This is a genomic window from Hyalangium gracile (assembly GCF_020103725.1).
Taxonomy (GTDB): Bacteria; Myxococcota; Myxococcia; order Myxococcales; family Myxococcaceae; genus Hyalangium; species Hyalangium gracile.
On record NZ_JAHXBG010000004.1, the window covers coordinates 539,709 to 557,722 of the forward strand.

The 18,014-nt window shown below is 70.4% G+C and carries 18 protein-coding genes; 10 read left to right on the plus strand and 8 right to left on the minus strand.

Annotated elements, in window-relative coordinates:
• Window positions 1–35: 35 nt before the first annotated feature.
• Window positions 36–686 carry a glutathione S-transferase family protein gene (locus KY572_RS11055; RefSeq protein ID WP_317987838.1) on the minus strand — a complete coding sequence of 217 codons (651 nt, stop codon included), beginning with the start codon at window positions 684–686 and terminating at the stop codon, window positions 36–38.
• A 101-nt stretch (window positions 687–787) separates the two neighbouring features.
• Here KY572_RS11055 and KY572_RS11060 point away from each other — a divergent pair, with 101 nt between their 5' ends.
• The 7 genes from KY572_RS11060 to KY572_RS11090 all read left to right on the plus strand — a co-directional run bounded on the left by KY572_RS11060 (window position 788) and on the right by KY572_RS11090 (window position 6,787).
• Window positions 788–1,291, plus strand: a complete 504-nt coding sequence (locus tag KY572_RS11060) for a winged helix-turn-helix transcriptional regulator (protein ID WP_224242519.1) — start codon at window positions 788–790, stop codon at window positions 1,289–1,291.
• Between the two features lie 126 nt (window positions 1,292–1,417).
• Entirely contained in the window at window positions 1,418–2,143 is a 726-nt protein-coding gene (locus KY572_RS11065) for a FecR family protein (protein WP_224242520.1), read from the plus strand.
• A 149-nt stretch (window positions 2,144–2,292) separates the two neighbouring features.
• Entirely contained in the window at window positions 2,293–3,312 is a 1,020-nt protein-coding gene (gene bioB / locus KY572_RS11070) for a biotin synthase BioB (protein ID WP_224242521.1), read from the plus strand.
• Window positions 3,313–3,316: 4 nt separating this feature from the next.
• A complete protein-coding gene (gene bioF / locus KY572_RS11075) occupies window positions 3,317–4,501 on the plus strand; it encodes an 8-amino-7-oxononanoate synthase (RefSeq protein WP_224242522.1) in 1,185 nt (394 codons plus the stop codon).
• Complete coding sequence (gene bioD / locus KY572_RS11080) at window positions 4,491–5,234, plus strand: dethiobiotin synthase (protein WP_224242523.1); 744 nt, start codon at window positions 4,491–4,493, stop codon at window positions 5,232–5,234. Before bioF ends, bioD begins: the two co-directional genes overlap by 11 nt.
• 105 nt (window positions 5,235–5,339) lie before the next feature.
• Complete coding sequence (locus KY572_RS11085; RefSeq protein WP_224242524.1) at window positions 5,340–5,618, plus strand: hypothetical protein; 279 nt, start codon at window positions 5,340–5,342, stop codon at window positions 5,616–5,618.
• Window positions 5,615–6,787 (plus strand): pyridoxal phosphate-dependent aminotransferase, encoded by a 1,173-nt coding sequence (locus tag KY572_RS11090; protein WP_224242525.1) that lies wholly within the window; start codon window positions 5,615–5,617, stop codon window positions 6,785–6,787. Before KY572_RS11085 ends, KY572_RS11090 begins: the two co-directional genes overlap by 4 nt.
• Window positions 6,788–6,814: 27 nt before the next feature.
• Here KY572_RS11090 and KY572_RS11095 read toward each other — a convergent pair whose 3' ends face one another.
• The 3 genes from KY572_RS11095 to KY572_RS11105 form a co-directional block, all read right to left on the minus strand.
• Window positions 6,815–8,209, minus strand: a complete 1,395-nt coding sequence (locus KY572_RS11095) for an ABC transporter substrate-binding protein (RefSeq protein ID WP_224242526.1) — start codon at window positions 8,207–8,209, stop codon at window positions 6,815–6,817.
• Window positions 8,209–9,033 (minus strand): tetratricopeptide repeat protein, encoded by an 825-nt coding sequence (locus KY572_RS11100; protein WP_224242527.1) that lies wholly within the window; start codon window positions 9,031–9,033, stop codon window positions 8,209–8,211. Before KY572_RS11100 ends, KY572_RS11095 begins: the two co-directional genes overlap by 1 nt.
• 161 nt (window positions 9,034–9,194) lie before the next feature.
• Window positions 9,195–10,982 carry a phosphoenolpyruvate carboxykinase (GTP) gene (locus tag KY572_RS11105; protein ID WP_224242528.1) on the minus strand — a complete coding sequence of 596 codons (1,788 nt, stop codon included), beginning with the start codon at window positions 10,980–10,982 and terminating at the stop codon, window positions 9,195–9,197.
• Window positions 10,983–11,244: 262 nt separating this feature from the next.
• Between KY572_RS11105 and KY572_RS11110 the strand changes: the two genes are divergently transcribed.
• Window positions 11,245–13,149, plus strand: a complete 1,905-nt coding sequence (locus KY572_RS11110; protein ID WP_224242529.1) for an SLC13 family permease — start codon at window positions 11,245–11,247, stop codon at window positions 13,147–13,149.
• 6 nt (window positions 13,150–13,155) lie between these two features.
• Here the strand turns inward: KY572_RS11110 and gvpU are convergent, their stop codons facing one another.
• The 4 genes from gvpU to KY572_RS11130 form a co-directional block, all read right to left on the minus strand.
• Window positions 13,156–13,641, minus strand: coding sequence for a gas vesicle accessory protein GvpU (gvpU, locus tag KY572_RS11115; protein ID WP_224242530.1), 486 nt, complete (start codon window positions 13,639–13,641; stop codon window positions 13,156–13,158).
• Window positions 13,642–13,728: 87 nt separating this feature from the next.
• Window positions 13,729–14,349, minus strand: coding sequence for a tRNA-(ms[2]io[6]A)-hydroxylase (gene miaE / locus KY572_RS11120; protein WP_224242531.1), 621 nt, complete (start codon window positions 14,347–14,349; stop codon window positions 13,729–13,731).
• 43 nt (window positions 14,350–14,392) lie between these two features.
• On the minus strand, window positions 14,393–15,235 hold the full coding sequence (locus KY572_RS11125; RefSeq protein WP_224242532.1) for a GNAT family N-acetyltransferase: 843 nt from the start codon (window positions 15,233–15,235) through the stop codon (window positions 14,393–14,395).
• 73 nt (window positions 15,236–15,308) lie between these two features.
• Window positions 15,309–15,950 (minus strand): AgmX/PglI C-terminal domain-containing protein, encoded by a 642-nt coding sequence (locus KY572_RS11130; RefSeq protein ID WP_224242533.1) that lies wholly within the window; start codon window positions 15,948–15,950, stop codon window positions 15,309–15,311.
• 87 nt (window positions 15,951–16,037) lie between these two features.
• On the opposite strand from KY572_RS11130, the gene KY572_RS11135 reads away from it, so the two are divergent.
• Complete coding sequence (locus tag KY572_RS11135) at window positions 16,038–17,249, plus strand: DUF1501 domain-containing protein (protein ID WP_224242534.1); 1,212 nt, start codon at window positions 16,038–16,040, stop codon at window positions 17,247–17,249.
• Window positions 17,250–17,684: 435 nt separating this feature from the next.
• A partial coding sequence (locus KY572_RS11140) for a transposase (protein WP_224242535.1) occupies window positions 17,685–18,014 on the plus strand: 330 nt, incomplete at its 3' end.

Consider the following 18,014-nt stretch of genomic DNA (forward strand, 5'->3'; position numbering starts at 1 on the left):
GGCTCCCCGCCGCCGGGTAGCGGAGGGGCGCGCGTCTACCCCTTGGGGGCCGGGGGCGCGTTCCGGGCGAAGGGCGCCAGCTGCGCGGCCAGCGACCTCTGGAAGGCGGGCCGCGCCTCGCACCGCAGGCGGTAGGCCTCCAGGACCGGCATCCTCTTCAGCACATCCGTATCGCGCAGGATGCGCAGCACCGTCGTCATGAGCAGGTCGCCGGCCGTGAAGCGGTCCTCGAGGTACTCCTTGCCTTCGAGCCACTTCGCCACACCCGACAGCCGCGACTCCGCCATCGCGAGCGCCGACGGCTTGCGCAGCCGGGCCCACTCCTCCTGACCGTGGAACACGTCCAGCGAGGTGTAGTTCATGACGTGCGGCTCCACCGAGTTCAGCGCCGCGAACATCCAGGCCTTCACGCGGGCCCGGGCTCGAGGCTCGGTGGGCATCAACGCCTCGGAGCGCTCGGCGATGTGCAGCACGATGGCGCCGGACTCGAAGAGCACCAGGTCGTCCTCCTCGTACACGGGCACCTGTCCGAAGGGCTGCTGACGGAGAAAGCTCTCGGTCCTCTGGTCCTCCGGTCCGATCAGCCGCTCCTCGTAGGCCAGGCCCGCCTCCTCGAGGGCCCACCGCACGCGGTGGTCACGCACGAGCCCCTGCGCAAACGGCGGCACCCATCGAAACGCGGTCACTCGGATCAAGATCAGCTTCCTTTCTCATGCGGACCTGCAATCAGTTGCGTTGTAGGTAGACCGCTCTTATTTTGCAAGCAGTCTCGGAGAGGAGCTGCGCGATGAAGGAGGAGCACCGGTCGGGATGCCCCATCAACCTGACGCTGGAGATGCTGGGCGACCGCTGGAGCCTGATCGTCATCCGCGACATCATGTTTGGCAACCGCCGCCACTATCGCGAGCTGCTCAACCAGTCGGAGGAGGGGATTGCCTCCAACATCCTGGCCGACCGGCTGAAGCGGCTGGTGGAGATCGGGCTGCTGTCGCGGCGCGACGATCCGACCCACAAGCAGAAGGCCATCTACAGCCTCACCGAGCCCTCCATCCAGCTGGTGCCCCTGCTGGCGCAGATGGGGGCCTGGGGCCGCCGCCACACGCCCGTCTCCGAGGAGCTGTCGATCCGCGCGCAGCTGCTGGAAGAGGGCGGCCCGTCGCTCTGGGAGGCCTTCATGGCCGAGCTGCGCAGCCTCCACCTCGGCGCGCGGGCGACGGGGCCTTCGGTGCTCGCTGGGCTCCAGGCGGCCTATGAGGAGGTCGTCGCGCGGAAGAAGCGCGGCAAGAAGTGAGCGGGGCTCGGGTCCCTGTCGAGCTGCTCCTTCCGGGCCGGGGTGTCGTCCCCCCGAGGCGTCCGCAACTTTCGGGCGCTCGGTGTGTTAGGCGAGACTGAGCGCTGCTCCCTCGGAGGTTCTTCCATGTATCGCCCGCTGCTCTGGTTGACGTGTCTCTTCGCCCTGCCCGCGCTGGCGGAGGTGGGACGCGTCGCCCAGCTCGAGGGCGAGGCCACCCGCACGGCCTCGGGAGGCGCCGTCGAGGCGCTCGAGGAGGGCTCGGCCATCGAGGTGGGGGATGTCCTGGCGGTGAAGGACGGAGGCAACCTCGCCCTGCTCCTGACGGACGAGAGCACCCTGGTGCTCGCGGGCGGCTCCCAGCTGCGCATCGACGAGGCCACCTTCGCCGGGCTGGAGCGCAAGGGCTTCTCCGCCCGCCTCCTGGTCGGAACGGTGTGGGCCAGGGTGAAGAAGGCCGTGGCGGGCTCCTCCGCCAAGTTCGACGTCACCACCGAGCGCGCCGTCGCCGGAGTGCGCGGCACCACCTTCCAGGTGGAGGTGGCCGGCGAGGAGACGCGCGTGGACGTGGAGGAGGGGCTCGTCGAGGTGCAGCATGACGGGAGCGCTCCGGGGCAGGCTCGGCCGGAGGCGCGTCAGGTGCACCAGGTCCGAGGCGGAGAGCGCGTGCGCTTCCTGCGCGAGAGGGCCCTCCGGGAGCGCTTCGTCGGCCCCCAGGGGCGCTTCCATCGCTTCGTCCGCGCCGCCCATGAGCGGGTGGAGAAGCTGCGCCACCTTCCTCTGGAGCGAAGGTTCCAGGAGCGCAGGCAGGAGCAGCGCGAGCGGCTCCGGGAGCGGCGCAACCGCCGCTAACCCCTCGGCGGCGGACGGCCCCAGTGCGGTGTGAGGATTTGTCGCACCGTGGGCTTCGGACTCGTCAACCTGTCGGCGCCCGAGCGTTGACAACCCTCGGGCGTCCGAGCAGTTTGCGCGGCTCGTCCCACCGAGGAGCCCCAAGCCCCATGTCCGACGCCGAGTCCTTCCACGGCCACGCCCACTTCGCCGCGCCGCCCCCGGGAGTCACCGTCCGCCACGACTGGACGCTGCCCGAGGTGCGTGCCCTCTACGAGCTGCCCCTGCTGGAGCTGATCCACAAGGCGCAGACGGTGCACCGCGCGGTGTTCCAGGACAACAAGGTGCAGCTGTGCTCGCTGTTGTCCATCAAGACGGGCGGCTGCCCGGAGGACTGCTCGTACTGCCCGCAGGCGGCTCGCTACAAGACGGGGGTGAAGGCCGAGAAGCTCATGGCCGTGCAGGAGGTGCTGGACGCCGCCGCCCGCGCGCGCTCCGCCGGCGCCACCCGCTTCTGCATGGGCGCCGCCTGGCGCGAGGTGAAGGACGGCCCCCAGTTCGACAGCGTCCTGGAGATGGTGAAGGGCGTGCGCAAGCTGGGCATGGAGGCCTGCGCCACGCTGGGCATGCTCACCGAGAGCCAGGCGAAGCGCCTGCGCGAGGCGGGCCTGTCGGCCTACAACCACAACCTGGACACCTCCGCCGAGCACTACGGCGACATCATCTCCACGCGCACCTATGAGGACCGGCTCAACACGCTGGAGCGCGTGCGCCAGGCCGGCATCTCCGTGTGCTCGGGCGGCATCATCGGCCTGGGCGAGTCCGTGGATGACCGCTGCAAGCTGCTGCTGACGCTGGCCAACCAGGAAGTGCACCCCGAGTCCGTGCCCATCAACGCGCTGGTCGCCGTGGAGGGCACGCCGCTGGCCAACGAGAAGCGCGTGGAGACGGTGGAGATGGTGCGCACCATCGCCACGGCGCGCCTGCTCATGCCCCTGTCCATGGTGCGCCTGTCGGCGGGCCGCAAGCAGATGAACGAGGAGGCGCAGCTCTTGTGCATGCTCGCGGGCGCCAACTCGCTCTTCTTCGGCGAGAAGCTGCTGACCACCGGCAACCCCGAGTACACCCAGGACATGGCGCTGCTCGAGAAGGCCGGCATCAAGCCGCTCGAGCCGGACGTGTCGCGCTAGCCCCATGCGCCGGGAAGCAGAGGGCATCGCCACGGCGTGGGCCCGGGAGGACCTGGAGTCCCTCTCCGCGCGCGGCCTGCGCCGCTACCTGGAGCCCCTGGAGCCCGCCCAGGGCGCCGTGGTGCAGGTGGGCGGCGAGACGTTCATCAACTTCTCGTCCAACGACTACCTGGGCCTGGCCTCCTCGACGACCTTGAGGGCCGCGGCGGTGGCGGCCTTCGAGCGCCATGGCGTGGGCACCGGCGCCAGCCGCGTCGTGGTGGGCGACACGCCGCTGCACCATCGGCTGGAGGCGCGGCTGGCCGCCTTCGAGCGCGCCGAGGCCGTGCTCCTGTTCAACACGGGCTTCGCCGCCAACACCGGCATCATCCCCGCGCTCGTGGGCTCCGGGGACGCGGTGTTCTCCGATGCGCTCAACCACGCCTCGCTCGTGGACGGGTGTCGGCTGTCGCGCGCGCGCGTGGTCGTCTATCCGCACGCGGACGCCGAGGCGCTCGCGCGGGCCCTCGCGCAGACGCCGGCACGCCGCAAGCTCGTGGTGACCGACACGGTGTTCTCCATGGATGGAGACCTCGCCCCGCTGCGAGAGCTCCTCGCCGCCTGTCGAGAGCACGGCGCCGCGCTGCTGGTGGACGAGGCCCATGCCACCGGCGTGCTCGGAGCCCGAGGCGCCGGGCTGTGCGAGGAGCTGGGCGTCGAGGCGGAGGTGGACCTGCGCGTGGGCACGCTGAGCAAGGCGCTCGGGTGTCTGGGGGGCTATGTGGCCACCTCGCGGGCCGTGGCGGACCTGCTCCTCAACCGCGCACGTCCCTTCGTCTTCTCCACCTCGCTGCCCGCGGCCCTCTGCGCCGCCGCCGAGGCCGCCGTGGACGTGGTGGAAGGGGACGTCCCGCTGCGCGAGCGGCTGTGGCGCAACATCCGGCGCTTCGCCAAGGGGCTGCGCGCCCTGGGCGTCCCCGCCGAGCCTCGCTGCGCCATCTTCCCCGTCATCCTCGGCGAGGCGGACGCGGCCATGGACGCCGCTCGCCGCTGCCGGGAGCGAGGCCTGCTGGTGAAGGCCATCCGCCCGCCCACCGTTCCCGAGGGCACCAGCCGCCTGCGCTTCTGTCTCTCCGCGGCCCATACCGAAGGTCATATCGATCTCGCACTGGAAGTGCTGCGGCAGCTCGGAGTGCACCGTGCCGGATAGGACACCAGAACCGCTCCCGAAGGATCCGTTCGCGGAGCGCGAGGACAAGCCGTTCCAGCTCTTCGTCACCGGTACGGACACCGGCGTGGGAAAGACGCAGGCCTCCTGCGCGCTGCTGTCCCTGCTCGCGGATGCGGGACTGCGGCCCCAGGGCTTCAAGCCCTACGAGAGCGGGTGCTCCTCCCTGGCGGCTCCGTCGGATGCGCTCGCCATGCGCGCCGCGGCCCGGAGCGAATTGCCCGTGGACGCCGTCTGCCCGCACCGCTTCCGCGCGCCCCTGGCCCCGGGAGTGGCGGCCCGCCGTCTCGGCCGGGAGCCGGACTGGAACACCACGCTCGCCGCCTGGGAGCGGCTGCGGCAGGGGCCCGTGGTGGTGGAGGGCGCGGGCGGCCTCTTCGTCCCGCTCGACTCCCGGCGTGACGTCATCGATCTGATCGGCGTGCTGCAGCTCCCCGTGCTGCTGGTGGCTCGCGCGGGCCTGGGCACGCTCAATCACACCGCCCTGTCGCTGCGCACCCTGGCCGAGCGAGGGCTCTCGGTGCGCGCCGTGCTGCTGAGCCGGAGCACGCCCACGCGTGACACCTCCGAGCGCGACAACCGCCTGCTGCTGGAAGAGCGACATGGACTTCGCGTGCTCGGTCCAGTTCCTTTCCATCGCGATGCGCGGCGCCGCCACGCCGCGTTCCGCGCGGCCCTGAGTCCGCTTCTCCCACATCGCGCCAGAGGCCGATAAATCGGCCTCCGCCGCGTTCGGAGTGCTACAGGTCGCGCAAGTTTTCGGGTGTCGTGGCCGTGAAATGGACGCGTCTTTTGATCTGCGCGAGAACCCCGATCGCGAATGGCGGACATCATCGACCTCACGCTCCTGGCGGACGCCAGGCGCTACCTGCAGAAGCTCCTCGACACCCGCGGGCTCACCTACTTCCTCAAGAAGGAAGGGAATCGGCTCTTCCAGATCGAGCCCGCCAAGGTCGAACTCGTCATTCGGACCGCGCTGCGCTCCAAGAAGCGCGCCCAGACGCGACCTCCGGAGCAGGCCGTCGAGCACTGCCGCACGGAGCTCCGCCGCGAGCTGATCCGCCGCGTCGCCAGCGCGATGCTGCAGACGGGCCTGTGAGCGGCTTCTCCTCTCGCACCGACTTCCCTCGGACGTGGAACCGCCTGGCGCGGGCCCTGGCCGAGCGCAAGGCACGAGGGGAGCCGCTGGTGGACCTCACCGAGTCCAACCCCACGCGCGTGGGGCTGCCCCAGCCGGCGCCCGAGCTGCTGGCCACCTCAGAAGCCTTCACCTACGCGCCCGAGCCCCAGGGCCTGCTCACCGCGCGAGAGGCCGTGGCGACGCACCTCGCCTCGCGTGGAGTGACTGTCTCCCCCGCGCACCTGATCCTCTCGGCGAGCACCAGCGAGGCCTACGGGTGGCTCTTCAAGCTGCTGTGCGAGCCGGGAGACAACGTGCTCGTCCCGGCCCCCAGCTACCCGCTCTTCGAGTACCTCGCGCGCCTGGAGGGCGTGGAGATCCGTCCCTACCGCCTGCCACGCGCCCACGGCTTCGGCCTGGACGTGGAGGAGGTGGCCGCCGCCCGGGACGCGCGCAGCCGAGCGGTGCTCGTCATCAACCCGGGCAACCCCACCGGCCACTACCTCCACGAGGGCGAGCTGGCCGCGTTGGCGAAGGTGTGCGCGGACACGGGAATGGCGCTCATCTCCGACGAGGTGTTCTCCGACTTCGCGTGGGACACGGAGCCGGAGCGGGTGTCCACGGTGGCGGGGCGCTCGCTGCCCATGCTCACGTTCTCCCTCTCCGGGCTCTCCAAGGTGGCGGGGCTGCCCGGACTGAAGCTGGGCTGGACGCACGTGGGCGGGCCCGAGGCGGTGAGGGACGAGGCGCTGGCGCGGCTCGAGTGGGTGGCGGACGCCTTCCTCTCGGTGGGCACGCCGGTGCAGCAGGCGCTGCCGGCGCTCCTGGCGCACGCGCCACGCTTCCAGGCCGCGCTCCTGCGGCGGGTGAAGGAGAACCGTCGGCGGCTGCTGGCCGCGCGGCCCTCGGAGGCCACGTGGGACGTGGTGCCCGCTCACGGCGGATGGAGCGCGGTGCTTCGCATCCCCCGCGAGCCGGGCGAGGAGGCCACGTGCCTGGCGCTCCTGGAGGCGGGGCTGGTGGTGCAGCCTGGCTACTTCTACGACTTCGCGGGCGGCGCCTTCCTGGTGCTGTCGCTGCTGCCGCCCGCGGACGTGTTCGAGTCCGCGCTCGGCCCGCTCGTCCGCACGCTGGCGCAGGGAGCCTGAGCCAGCGCGCGAGGTGCTCCCCGGCGGCTACGGAGGCGGCGGGACGGTCGCCACCTGCCTGAAGACGTCGTTCGTCACCTGCCACAGCTCGATGGGCGAGGGCGCCTCGCCCGTGTCGTCGAAGAGCAGGCTGCCGCTGGCGCCCTCCACGTCGATGCTCCGGTTGGCGGCCAGGTCGCCCGCCGCGTCGAGGAAGTTGACGGAGGTGAGCTGGTAGGACTTGCCGCTCGACAGCCTGGTGAGCCCCTCCGCCATCTTCGGCCCCGTCACCGTGCCCGAGGTGCCCTGGCTGTAGGCCACCGCGAGGCCGAAGAGGTACATCGAGTCGTAGCTGTGCGCGGTGAAGGAGAAGTTGGAGGGGTCCCGGCCGTACTTCGCGATGAAGCGCGACTGGAAGGAGTCGAAGGCCTGGCCACCGTTCGGCGCTGGCGCGGTGCCGTAGGCGTCCTGGACCTGGGCCTTCACGGTCGCGTCCTCCAGCAGCGCCTGATCCTTGGCGCTGTCCGTGAAGAACCACCGGTGCCCCGCGCTCGCCTTGAGGTGGGTCGTGTTGCTGGCGCGCTTGACGATGAGCGACGCGTCATCCTCGAAGCCCACCACCACGGTCAGGTCGGGATCCTCCGCATCCAGCTTCGTCACCGCCGAGGTGATCGTCGACTCCGTCCTGCGCGTGTAGGGGAACGCCTTGACGATCTTGGCCGGGGGCTTGAGCAGCCCGGTGATGACGTTGAAGAGGCCCTGGCCGTACGGGTCATCCAGGTAGAGCAGGCCGATCTTCGTCGCCGAGGCGAAGCGCGAGTCGGTGGCGAGCAGGTTGGCGACGACCTTGCCCTGGATGACGTCCGAGGGGGCGGTGCGCCACAGCAGGCCCACGGTGCCGCCATTCCTGTCCGCCACGCCAGCCAGCTCGGGCGAGGTGGCGCTGGAGCTCATCGTCAGCACGTTGTTCTTCAGCGTCACCTCCGACGCCGCCAGCGTCTGGGTGCTCCCGCCCGTCATCAGCGCGACGATCTTCTTCTCGGTGACGAGCCACTGCGTCTGCAGCGCCGTCCGGGCGGGATCCCCGGCGGTGTCGCAGAAGTGCAGGGCGAGCTTCTTGCCCGCCGCGCCGCGCTGGTTGATCTCCTCGAGCGCGAGCAGGATGGCGTTGATGCCCTGCTGCTCGGACTCGTCCTTGCCCGCGTCGGGGTTCGTCGCCGACAGGCTCAGGGGCAGCGCCGCGCCGATCTGCACCGCGTCCGCGCTGGGGTCGCCATACCGCTCGCCGCAGCCGGCGGGCAGGGGCACGCAGAAGTTCGCCGTGCACACCTGGTTCTCTCCGCAGTCGGTGCTGGTCTCGCACTCCGACAGTCCACCCGCGGTGGTGAGGCTGCAGCCACCGAGCAGGGCCGCCGACAGCATCAGGGATCCGAGCGCGCGCATCAGAAGCTCACCTCCACACCCGCCCCAGCGCCAGCCGGGGCGAGCGTCATCCGTACCTCTCCCTCCGCGGGAGGGCCTTCCTTGGGAAAGACGATGATGGCGCCGATGGCGGCGGCCAGGCCCACTCCAAAGCCGATGTCCGCCAGCAGCGCCTTGCCGCGGACGTCATCGGCCGCCGTCTCCTTGCCCTCCACGTTGGTGGCCTTGTCGAACGTCTTGCGCGCATCCCGCGCCTGGAGGCCGAAGAAGATGCCCGCGCCCACGCTGGCGGCGGACAGGCCTCCCAGGCCGAAGGCGGCCAGCCGGGAGCGGCGGTAGGAGAGCATGGCCCGCTCGTACTCGGCGGCCCGCTGCTTCCGGGATTCCTCCTCGGCGCGCCGGGCGGCGGCCTGCTCCTCCTCGGCCTTCTTCCGGGCCGCCTCCGCCTCCTCCTGCAGGCGCTTGCGCTCGGCCTCGGCCGCGGCGGCGGTCTTCTCCTCCTTGTCGATGAGCACCCGCAGCCGGTCGATGGCCAGCGCCGAGCGCTTCAGCAGCGTGGGGTCCGACTCCTCCGTCTTCGTGCCCACGTACTGCTGGTAGTAGCTGAGCGCCTCTTTCAGGTCGCCGGCCTGCTCGTGGGAGCGGGCGATGTTGTAGAGCAGCTTCGGGTTGGGCTGGGCCTCCTGGGCCTTCTTCAGCACCTCGGCCGCCTCGCGATACTTGCCGGCGTTGTACAGCCGCTCGCCCTCCTTCACGAGCGCGGCGGGGCTCTTCGCGCCCTTCTGGGCCCACGCCGCCACGGGCGCCAGCGCCAGGGTCATCGACAACAGGAAAGCCAGTCTCATGGGCCCAGCCTAGCGCCGAACCCGCCGCCGGGCGAAGAGGCGCACCCGGCTGGCAGAGGACCCCGGGCCGCGGGGGAAATCCCCAGCCCGGAAAACAGCGGGGCCGCCCAGCCTGGAAGGCGGGACGGCCCCGGAGCGCCCTCGGTCGAGGAGCGAGGTGGCTAGTGGCCCAGGCGCGAGATGAGGAGCTTGCGCTGGAGCATGAGCGCCTCGGGCGCCTTGGTGCCCAGCTGCTCGAAGAAGACCTCCTGGCTCTTGAGCTCGGCCTTCCACTCGTCGGCCTTGATGGAGGTGCTCTCCGCCATGGCCTCCGGGGAGATGTCCAGGCCCTTGGTGTTGATGTCACCCTGGCGCGGCACCCAGCCCAGCAGCGTCTCCTGGGTGGGCACGCGGCCGTTGACGCGGTTCACGATCCACTCCAGCACGCGCATGTTGTCGCCGTAGCCGGGCCACAGGTACTTGCCGTTCTTGTCCTGCCGGAACCAGTTCACCTGGAAGATCTTCGGCAGGTGGGTGATGGACTTCTGCATGTCCAGCCAGTGCTGGAGGTAGTCCCCCATGTGGTAGCCGCAGAAGGGCAGCATGGCCATCGGGTCGCGGCGCACCACGCCCACCTTGCCGGTGGCCGCGGCCGTCGTCTCGCTGCCCATGGTGGCGCCCAGGAACACCCCGTGCGTCCAGTTGAAGGCCTGGAGCACCAGCGGGACGGTGGTGGAGCGGCGCCCGCCGAAGATGATGGCGCTGATGGGCACGCCCTGCGGATCATTCGCCTTGGGGCTGATCGCCGGGTTGTTGGAGGCCGGAGCGGTGAAGCGGCTGTTGGGGTGCGCCGCCTTCTCGCCGTTGCCCGGCTTCCAGGGCTTGCCCTGCCAGTCGACGAGCTCGGAGGGCACCTCGCCGTCCTTGCCCTCCCACCACACGTCCCCGTCGGGCGTCATCGCCACGTTGGTGAACAGGGTGTCCCTGGCGATGGTGGCCATCGCGTTGGGGTTGGTCTTGTTGTTGGTGCCCGGCACCACGCCGAAGTAGCCCGCCTCGGGGTTGATGGCGTACAGCCGGCCGTCCGGGCCGGGCCGCATCCAGGCGATGTCGTCGCCGACGGTCTCCACCTTCCAGCCCTTGTACTCGCCGGGCGGAATCATCATCGCGAAGTTCGTCTTGCCGCAGGCGGACGGGAAGGCGGCGGCCACGTAGGTCGTCTCGCCCTGGGGGCTGGTGACACCCAGGATGAGCATGTGCTCGGCCAGCCAGCCCTCCTCGCGGCCCAGGTAGCTGCCGATGCGCAGCGCCAGGCACTTCTTGCCCAGCAGCACGTTGCCGCCGTAGCCGGAGCCGAAGCTCCAGATGGTGTTGTCCTGGGGGAAGTGGCAGATGTAGCGGCGGTCCGGGTTGACGTCGCCGGTGCTGTGCAGGCCGCGGTTGAAGTCGTCCGACTCGCCCAGCATGTCCAGGGCGCCCTTCCCCATGCGCGTCATGATCCGCATGTTGAGCGCCACGTAGATGCTGTCGGTGAGCTCCACGCCGATCTTCGCGTAGGGGCTGCCCAGCGGGCCCATGACGTAGGGCACCACGTACATGGTGCGGCCCTTCATGCAGCCGTCGAAGAGCTGGCCCAGCTTGGTGTAGGCCTCCTCGGGGTCCATCCAGTTGTTGGTGGGCCCGGCGTCCGTCTTGTTGGGCGTGCAGATGAAGGTGAGGTGCTCCACGCGCGCCACGTCATTGGGGTTGGAGCGGTGCAGGTAGCAGCCAGGGCGCTTCTCCTGGTTGAGGGGGATGAGGATGCCCTCCTTCACCGCCTGCTCCGTCAGCCGCTTCTTCTCCTCCTCGGAGCCGTCGCACCAGACGATGCGGTCCGGCTGCGTCATCCGCGCGCAGCGGGACACCCACTGGAGCAGGGCCTGGTTCTTCGTCGGCGCGTTGCTCACGGCCGCCATCTGCGTCGAAGCCATGGAAGTTTCCTCGTGTCGTCTCAAGTGAAATATCCCCCCCTTGCGGGTCCCTTGCCGAGAGCGCGGGACGGTAGCAACAAGGGAAGGTCGAAAACTTCAGGGAGCACCCCTCCAAAAGCAACACCCGTCCGGCAGTGAACCTGCCGGGTGAACAGGGCTCCTCTAATTTCACTTATCAGGAGGGGAGCTTTCATTAGCTGACGCTGCACTGCGTCGAGGCCTCGCCCCTGGGCGCACCTGCCCCCACGTTGCTGGCGAACCCATGTCCATCGCCATCGTCCTGGCCATCGTCGTCGTCGCGCTGGTGCTCTTCTCCCTGGATACGATTCCCATCGAGGTGAGCTCACTCACCGTGGTGTGTCTGCTGGCCATCACCCGGGTGCTGACGCCGGAGCAGGCCTTCGAGGGGTTCAGCAACGACACCGTCATCTTCATCTTCACCCTGCTGGCGATGACGCAGGGGCTCGCCTCCACGGGCGTGGTGCAGCTCATCGGGCAGCGGCTCGCCTTCTTCGCGCGCTACGGGCACCAGGTGTTCGTGCTGGCGATGATGGGGGCGGTGGCGGCCTTCTCGTCCATCATCTCCAACACGGTGACGACGGCGGCGTTCCTGCCGGTGGCCATCGGCGCGGCGCACCGGGCCAAGGTGCCCAAGAGCAAGGTGCTGCTGCCGCTGGCGTACGCGTCGATGATGGGGGGGATGGTGTTCCTGTACGGCACCTCCACCAACCTGGTGGCCTCGGCGGCCATGGAGAAGCTGGGGATGAAGGGCATCGGGGTGGCGGAGCTGGCCCCGGTGGGCCTGCCGGTGGCGGTGCTGGGCATCCTGGTGGTGGTGCTGCTGGGGCCGCTGCTGCTGCCAGCGCGCGTGGGGCAGGGTGGGGTGAGCGAGTGGTCGCTGCGCGACTACCTCACGGAGGCGGTGCTGCCCCCGGGCTCGCAGTACCTGGGCAAGGAGCTGGCCGAGCTCACCGAGGGGCTGGGGCTGCGCGTCATCGGCCTGGTCCGGGGCGGGCAGGCCACGCCGGCGATGCCCTCGTACCGGCTGGTGGGCGACGAGCGCATCATCGTCGAGGGCAAGCGCGAGGACATCATGCGGGTGAAGGATCTGCAGGGCATCGAGATCCGCCCGGATGTGAGGCTGGGGGATGCGGAGCTGGACTCGCGGGGCATGCTGCTGGTGGAGGCCAGCGTGCCGCCCGGAAGCCCGCTGGTGGGGCGCAGCCTGAAGGAGGTGCTCTTCGTCGAGCGCTACGGGCTGGTGGCGCTGGCGCTGCACCGCAAGCCGGCCATCCAGCGGCTCACCAAGCTGCAGATGCTGGGGCGCATCTTCGGCGAGCAGTCGCTGTCGGCCATGCCGCTGTCGGTGGGGGATGTGCTGCTGCTGCGCGGGCCGCGCGCGCGCGTGGCGGAGCTGGCCGACGGCACCTCGCTGCTGGTGCTCAGCGACCTGGACTACCAGCCGCCGCGCTATCCGAAGGCGCTGCTGGCGGTGTTCCTCTTCCTGGGGGCGCTGGCGGCGGGCTCGCTGGGGGTGGTGCCGATGTCGGTGGCGGGGCTGGCGGGGATGCTGGCGATGATCGTCACCGGCTGCGTGGACGCGCGCATCGCCTTCCGGGTGGACTGGCGCGTGGTGCTGCTCATCGGCTCGATGATGGCGCTGGGCGTGGCCATGGAGGTGAGCGGCGCCGGCAAGTACCTGGGGAACATGGTGGCGCAGCTGGGGGCCTATGGCGGGCCGCGCACGGTGCTGGCGCTGTTGATGGTGCTGACCATCGTGCTGTCGGCGCCCATGAGCAACCAGGCGGCGGCGCTGGTGGTGCTGCCGGTGGCCGTCAGCGCCGCGGCGCAGCTGGGCGTGGACGCGCGGCCGTTCGCCATCGGCGTGACGCTGGCGGCGAGCTGCTCGTTCATCACGCCGCTGGAGCCGAGCTGCGTGCTCGTCTACGGCCCGGGGCACTACCGCTTCACGGACTTCTTCCGGCTGGGCACGCCGCTGACCTCGCTGCTGCTGGCCTTCCTGGTGTTCGTGGTGCCGGTGGTGTGGCCCTTCCACGGCAAGGGGCCGGAGGCGCCAGGAGGCCGGGTGCCGGTCAGCCTGAACGCGCCGGGCCTGGAAGCGCCCGGCGTGCCTGGCGCGGAGCGCCTCCCGGCCCTGGGCCGATGAGGCCGGCTACATGCCGGAGGTCAGACCGCCGATGGTCAGGCCATCCACGGCGCTGATGCGGCCGCGCCAGAGGATGCCGCCCTGCTGGCTGGGGATGGGCTGCTGGCCGGGGGTGTAGAACTTGGCGTCCATCAGGTGGACGAAGTTGGGATCGTAGTTCTGGTTCTCGCCGTTGTTGCTCGCGTCGAGCGCCGACTTGATGGCCTTGCCGAAGCGCTCGGTGATCTTCGCGAAGGCGGGCGCGGGGGCCGGGGCCTGGGTGAGCTGCTGGCCCACCTGCTCGAAGTACCACTGCGCGCTGATGAGCTGGCCGGAGACGAGCATCCCGCCCGTGCTCAGGGTGACCGGCACGCCGAGCTTGGAGTTCGGGTACATCTGCTCGAGGAGGTTGGACAGCGTCTGGAGGAAGCGGTCCTGGGTGCTGCCGCGCTGCCACAGGCGGTGGATCTCATCTGCGGACTGCTGCTGCCCGGTCGCTGCTTTGTCGGCCATGGAGTGACTCGCGAGTCTGGGGTGGGAAGCGGCAACCATACCGACGCGTCGCCACCCACGCTAGATCTCTCACGGATCCGATTCGGATCAGTGGATCGCGGCGCGCACGCCGATGGAGACCAGCACCTGCGCCTCGTGGGCCAGCAGCGTCTCCAGCCGCTCGCGCACCGCCGGCTCGTCTCCGCCGGCCGTCACGGCGAGCCGGTAGAAGAGGGACTGGTGCCCGTCCTCGGACTGGGCCAGCTCTCCATAGAAGCGGCGCAGGGCGGGATCCTCGAGCCCCTCGGCGAGCAGCGAGAGCCGCTCGCAGGAGCGCGCCTCGATGATGGCCGCCACCAGCAGCCGGTCCACCTTCCGCTCTCCGGCCGGCGTGCGGATGAGCTTCTGCAGCCCCTGGGCGTACGGATCGCCCGCGTCCTTGGTGAGCGTCAGCCCGCGGGCGGCCATCAGGTCCAGCACGCGGGCCAGGTGGGCGCTCTCCTCGCGAGCCAGCCGCGCCATCTGCGCCGGCAGGCCGGGCAGCTCCGGGTACGCCTGCATCATCGAGAGCGCGTTCGCCGCGGCCTTCTTCTCGCAGTGGGCATGGTCGACGAGCACCTCGTCGAAGCGCTCGAGCGCCTGCGGCAGCCAGCGCGGATCCGTGGCCGAGTGGAGGATGACGGGGCCCTCACCAGAGAGGGGGCGGCGGCTGGGCGTGGGGCGAGACATGGCGGCGCGCGACAATCTACGGCAACCGGAGCGAGGGTGGGGCCTATTCCAGGAGGACCAGGCGGTGCACGCGGCCCGCCAGGAAGCCCACCTTGCGCGCGATGCGGGCCAGGCTCTCGTCCTTCTCGTCCACCCGCAGCACCAGCCGCGGCAGCGAGGACAGCAGGTGCCGGGAGATCTGCCCCAGGCACAGCGTGGCGTGCCCCTTGTGGCGCTCCTGGGGCACCGTGTACAGGCCCTCCAGCTCCGCGCCGTGCTGCGAGCGGCTGCCGATGTCCACCTTGAACACCAGCGCCCCGTTCTCCTCCAGCACGTAGGTGCGCCGGCCGCGCACGCGCTGCATGACGCGCGCCTCGTACCCGTCCGGATCCTCCTCGAGCGGGTTGCGCTCCATCGTCTCGCGCACGGCGCCCAGGGCCAGCGGCATCAGCCGGGGCAGATCCTCCTCGCGGGCCAGCCGCAGGGTGGGGTTGGTGAAGGGGCCCAGGTCATCCGCGGACACGGCGAACAGGCGCTGCACCCGGGACAGCTTGGGCCTGGCGTTGTGGCCCAGCAGGCGCACCAGCGCGTCCACCGCGGGCTTTTCGCCCAGCGAGGCCTGGAGCCGGACCTGGGGGCCCAGGCTCTCGGCGAGCTCGGAGATGAAGGCGGGGTCGCTCGCCGAGGGCACCACCAGCCCGCCATCTCCGCCCACGAAGAGGGCCGCGGTCAGCGTCTTGCCGTCGAAGCGGCCATGGAAGGCGAACCGGGCCCGGCCGGCGCGTGGGACGATGCCGAACTCCTCGAAGAGACCGAGCAGGTAGATGTTGTGCGTCGAGTCCTTGGCCAGGAACGACCGCAGGGCATCCGAGTGCTGAGGACCGAGCTGTTCGATGGTGGCGGGCATGCGGGGCGGGTCAGGCGGACCTGAGAGAGTCGGGCATGCGGCGGGGCGGAGAGCACCTTACGCAAAGGGGGGCTCAACGGCCAGCATCCGCACCCGGTATGAAGCGGAAGGGGTAGGTGATGGTGACCCTGCCCCCCCCTCGGGGTGCCGGAAAGCGGACATCCAGCAGGGAATCCAGGAAGCAGGAGAGGGCGAACGGGTCCTGGATGGTGGTCTCCACCACCTCTCCGTCCCGGAAGTGGCCCGTCAGCCCCTGGCCCTCGAGGGTGAACCTCAGCGTCACCGACTGGGGCCCGGCGTAGCGCTCGGCCACGTCCTGGAAGCACTGGCGCATCAGCGGCACCACCGTCTGGATGGCCCGGCGCACGTCCTCTTTGTCCACCGTGCCGGTGGAGGTTTCCTGGCGGGGCTCGGCCTCTGGGATGGTGACGGGAGGAGGCGGCGGGGAGCGGGACGGAAGTGTCGAGCCTTCGCCGAAGGTACGGGACGGAGGCGGGGAGGGCGGAGTCCCACCAGGAGGGCTCGGAGGCGCCACCGGCGAGGGCTGCGGCGGGGCCGTGCGAGCAGGCGCGGGTGAGGAGGGCGTGGGCAGCCCGGTGCTCGCATCGGGTTCAGGGGCGGAGGAGGGCGGCGTCGGCCGGGTGAGCCAGAGCGCCAGCGCACACAGGACCACGAAGGGAATGAGCACCCCGAGCAGGATGGAGCGGCCCGACATGTCGCGCACTATGCACCGGCGGTTACCGCTTGGGGGTGGAAACCCTGTATCCTTGGGAGCCGCAGCACCTGAAGTCGGGAGGGGACCATGAGCCGATTCACGCGACGCTCCCTGCTCGGAGCCGCGCTGGCGGGGACTGCCGGGACGCTGCTTCCCGGACAGGTGTCGGCCTGGGAAGGCCCTCTGGGTTCCTCACCGCGCCAGTACGTCGTGAACATCCTGCTCTGGGGTGGGCTCGATGGTGTCCTCACGGTGGATCCCAAGGACGCCTCCGCCACCGGCCACCGCATCGAGCCCGGCTATCGCCCGGACGAGCGGCTGGCTGGCACGCACCGCCTGTTCGGTCCGCTCGCGGGAGGGCTGATCCGGCATGACACCGACCTGTGCCTCGTCCACGGCGTGCGGACGGACACCGTGTCGCACCCCCTCGGTGTGCGCTTCGTGCAGCGCGGGCGGGTGAAGGCTCCCGCCAGTGGGCCCTGGCTGGGCGAGCTGCTCGGCGCCTCGCTCCCAGGGGATGCCCCCATTCCTCACCTGGCGCTCGGACAGTCGCCGGAGGACTTCGGCTCCGAGGACGGCCTCGAGTCCGCCATCGTCTCCACGGAGCTGCTCCAGGCGCTGCTGGATCCCCGGGCACGAGCGGAGCAACTCGGGGCCTGGCTCCGCTCGCGCGCACAGGGGTCGGAGGATGCGCTCGGTCGGCTCGTGGCCACGGCGGAGCACCAGCCGCGGTTCCAGGATCCGGTGCTGGGCCCTCAGCTCCAGCTCGCGCTCCAGGCCCTCCAGGGCAACTTCGCCAGGGCCATCACCGTCTCCACCGCTTCGCTTCACCTCGATGCGCACCAGGAGCACCTGGCGCTCCAGCGGCGCCGGCTCGTGCCCGCGCTGGAGGACGTCGCGCGCTTCCTCGATGCGCTGAAGTCGGTGCGCACCGAGCACGGCTCGCTATTCGAGCGGACGACGGTCGTCCTCGGCAGCGAGTTCGGCCGGGCGCCCACCTACGGCACCTCGAGCGGCAAGGAGCACTGGCCCGAGAGCAGCTGGGTGCTCGCCGGCCGGGGCATCCGGGGCGGGGCAACCGTGGGTGACACGGGCCTGGAGCTCCGGGGCCTGCCGATCGACTACCGCACGGGCCGTCCGACAGGGGACCAGCGCCGCCCGGTGCTCATCGACGCGCTCTCGGCGACGCTGCTCCACATTGCCAGCCCGGGCTCCACGGGCCATGGGTTCCGCTCGGAGGACGTCCTGCGGTGCGCCCTGGCCGAGCCGTCCGCCGCCTGGCGCCAGGCGATCTCCTGACGCCTCGCGCGAGCGCTCTCCAAGCCTGAAGAAGCCTCTTCGCGACTCCCGACAGAGGCTGCTCCACCTGAAAGGGCAGAGGAACTGGCTCGCCCCAGCGTCCGGTCCGCCCTGCTGCCGGGCAGATTTTGGCCGAACTGGTCTGCTTGTCATACCAGTTGGGTACCGGTTCGCCCGCACCCTGGCCGAACTGGTCTGCTTGTGAGCCTGTCGAAATAAGCTGTAGGGTAACGTAGGAGGTAGGTAACAAGGGGATCGACTTGGAAGGTAGGGCGTGGTTGGAAGGCGGGTGTGAACGAGCCGAGCAAGACGCCGAAGCGAGCGCGAGGGGTGCCGGAGACGCAGCAGAGGGGATTTGGCTTCGAGGCGGAAGCCAGCCAGCGGCCGCAGCCTGCAGGCGCCGGGGGAGTGAGGTTCCAGCAGGGCCAGAGGCGGATGTTCATTGGAGAAGAGCCGCTGGAGCAGTACCTGGAGCGCAGTGGGCTGAAGGCGGCGGTAGAGCTCAAGAAGTGGCTGGAGCAGTTGGACTTCAGCGCGCTGGAGCAAGGTTACAAGCCGGGAGGCCGGCCGCCGATGCACCCGCGGGTGCTGCTGGGGCTGATTGTGTATGGCATCCACCTGAAGCAGTGGTCGCTGAGGGAGTTGGAGCAGTTGGCGGTGAGGGACGTGGGGGCGTGGTGGGTGTGTAATGGGCTGCAGCCGGACCACAGCACGCTGGGCAAGTTCCTGGTGCGGCACGAGGCGGTGCTCAGCGAGCAGTGGTTC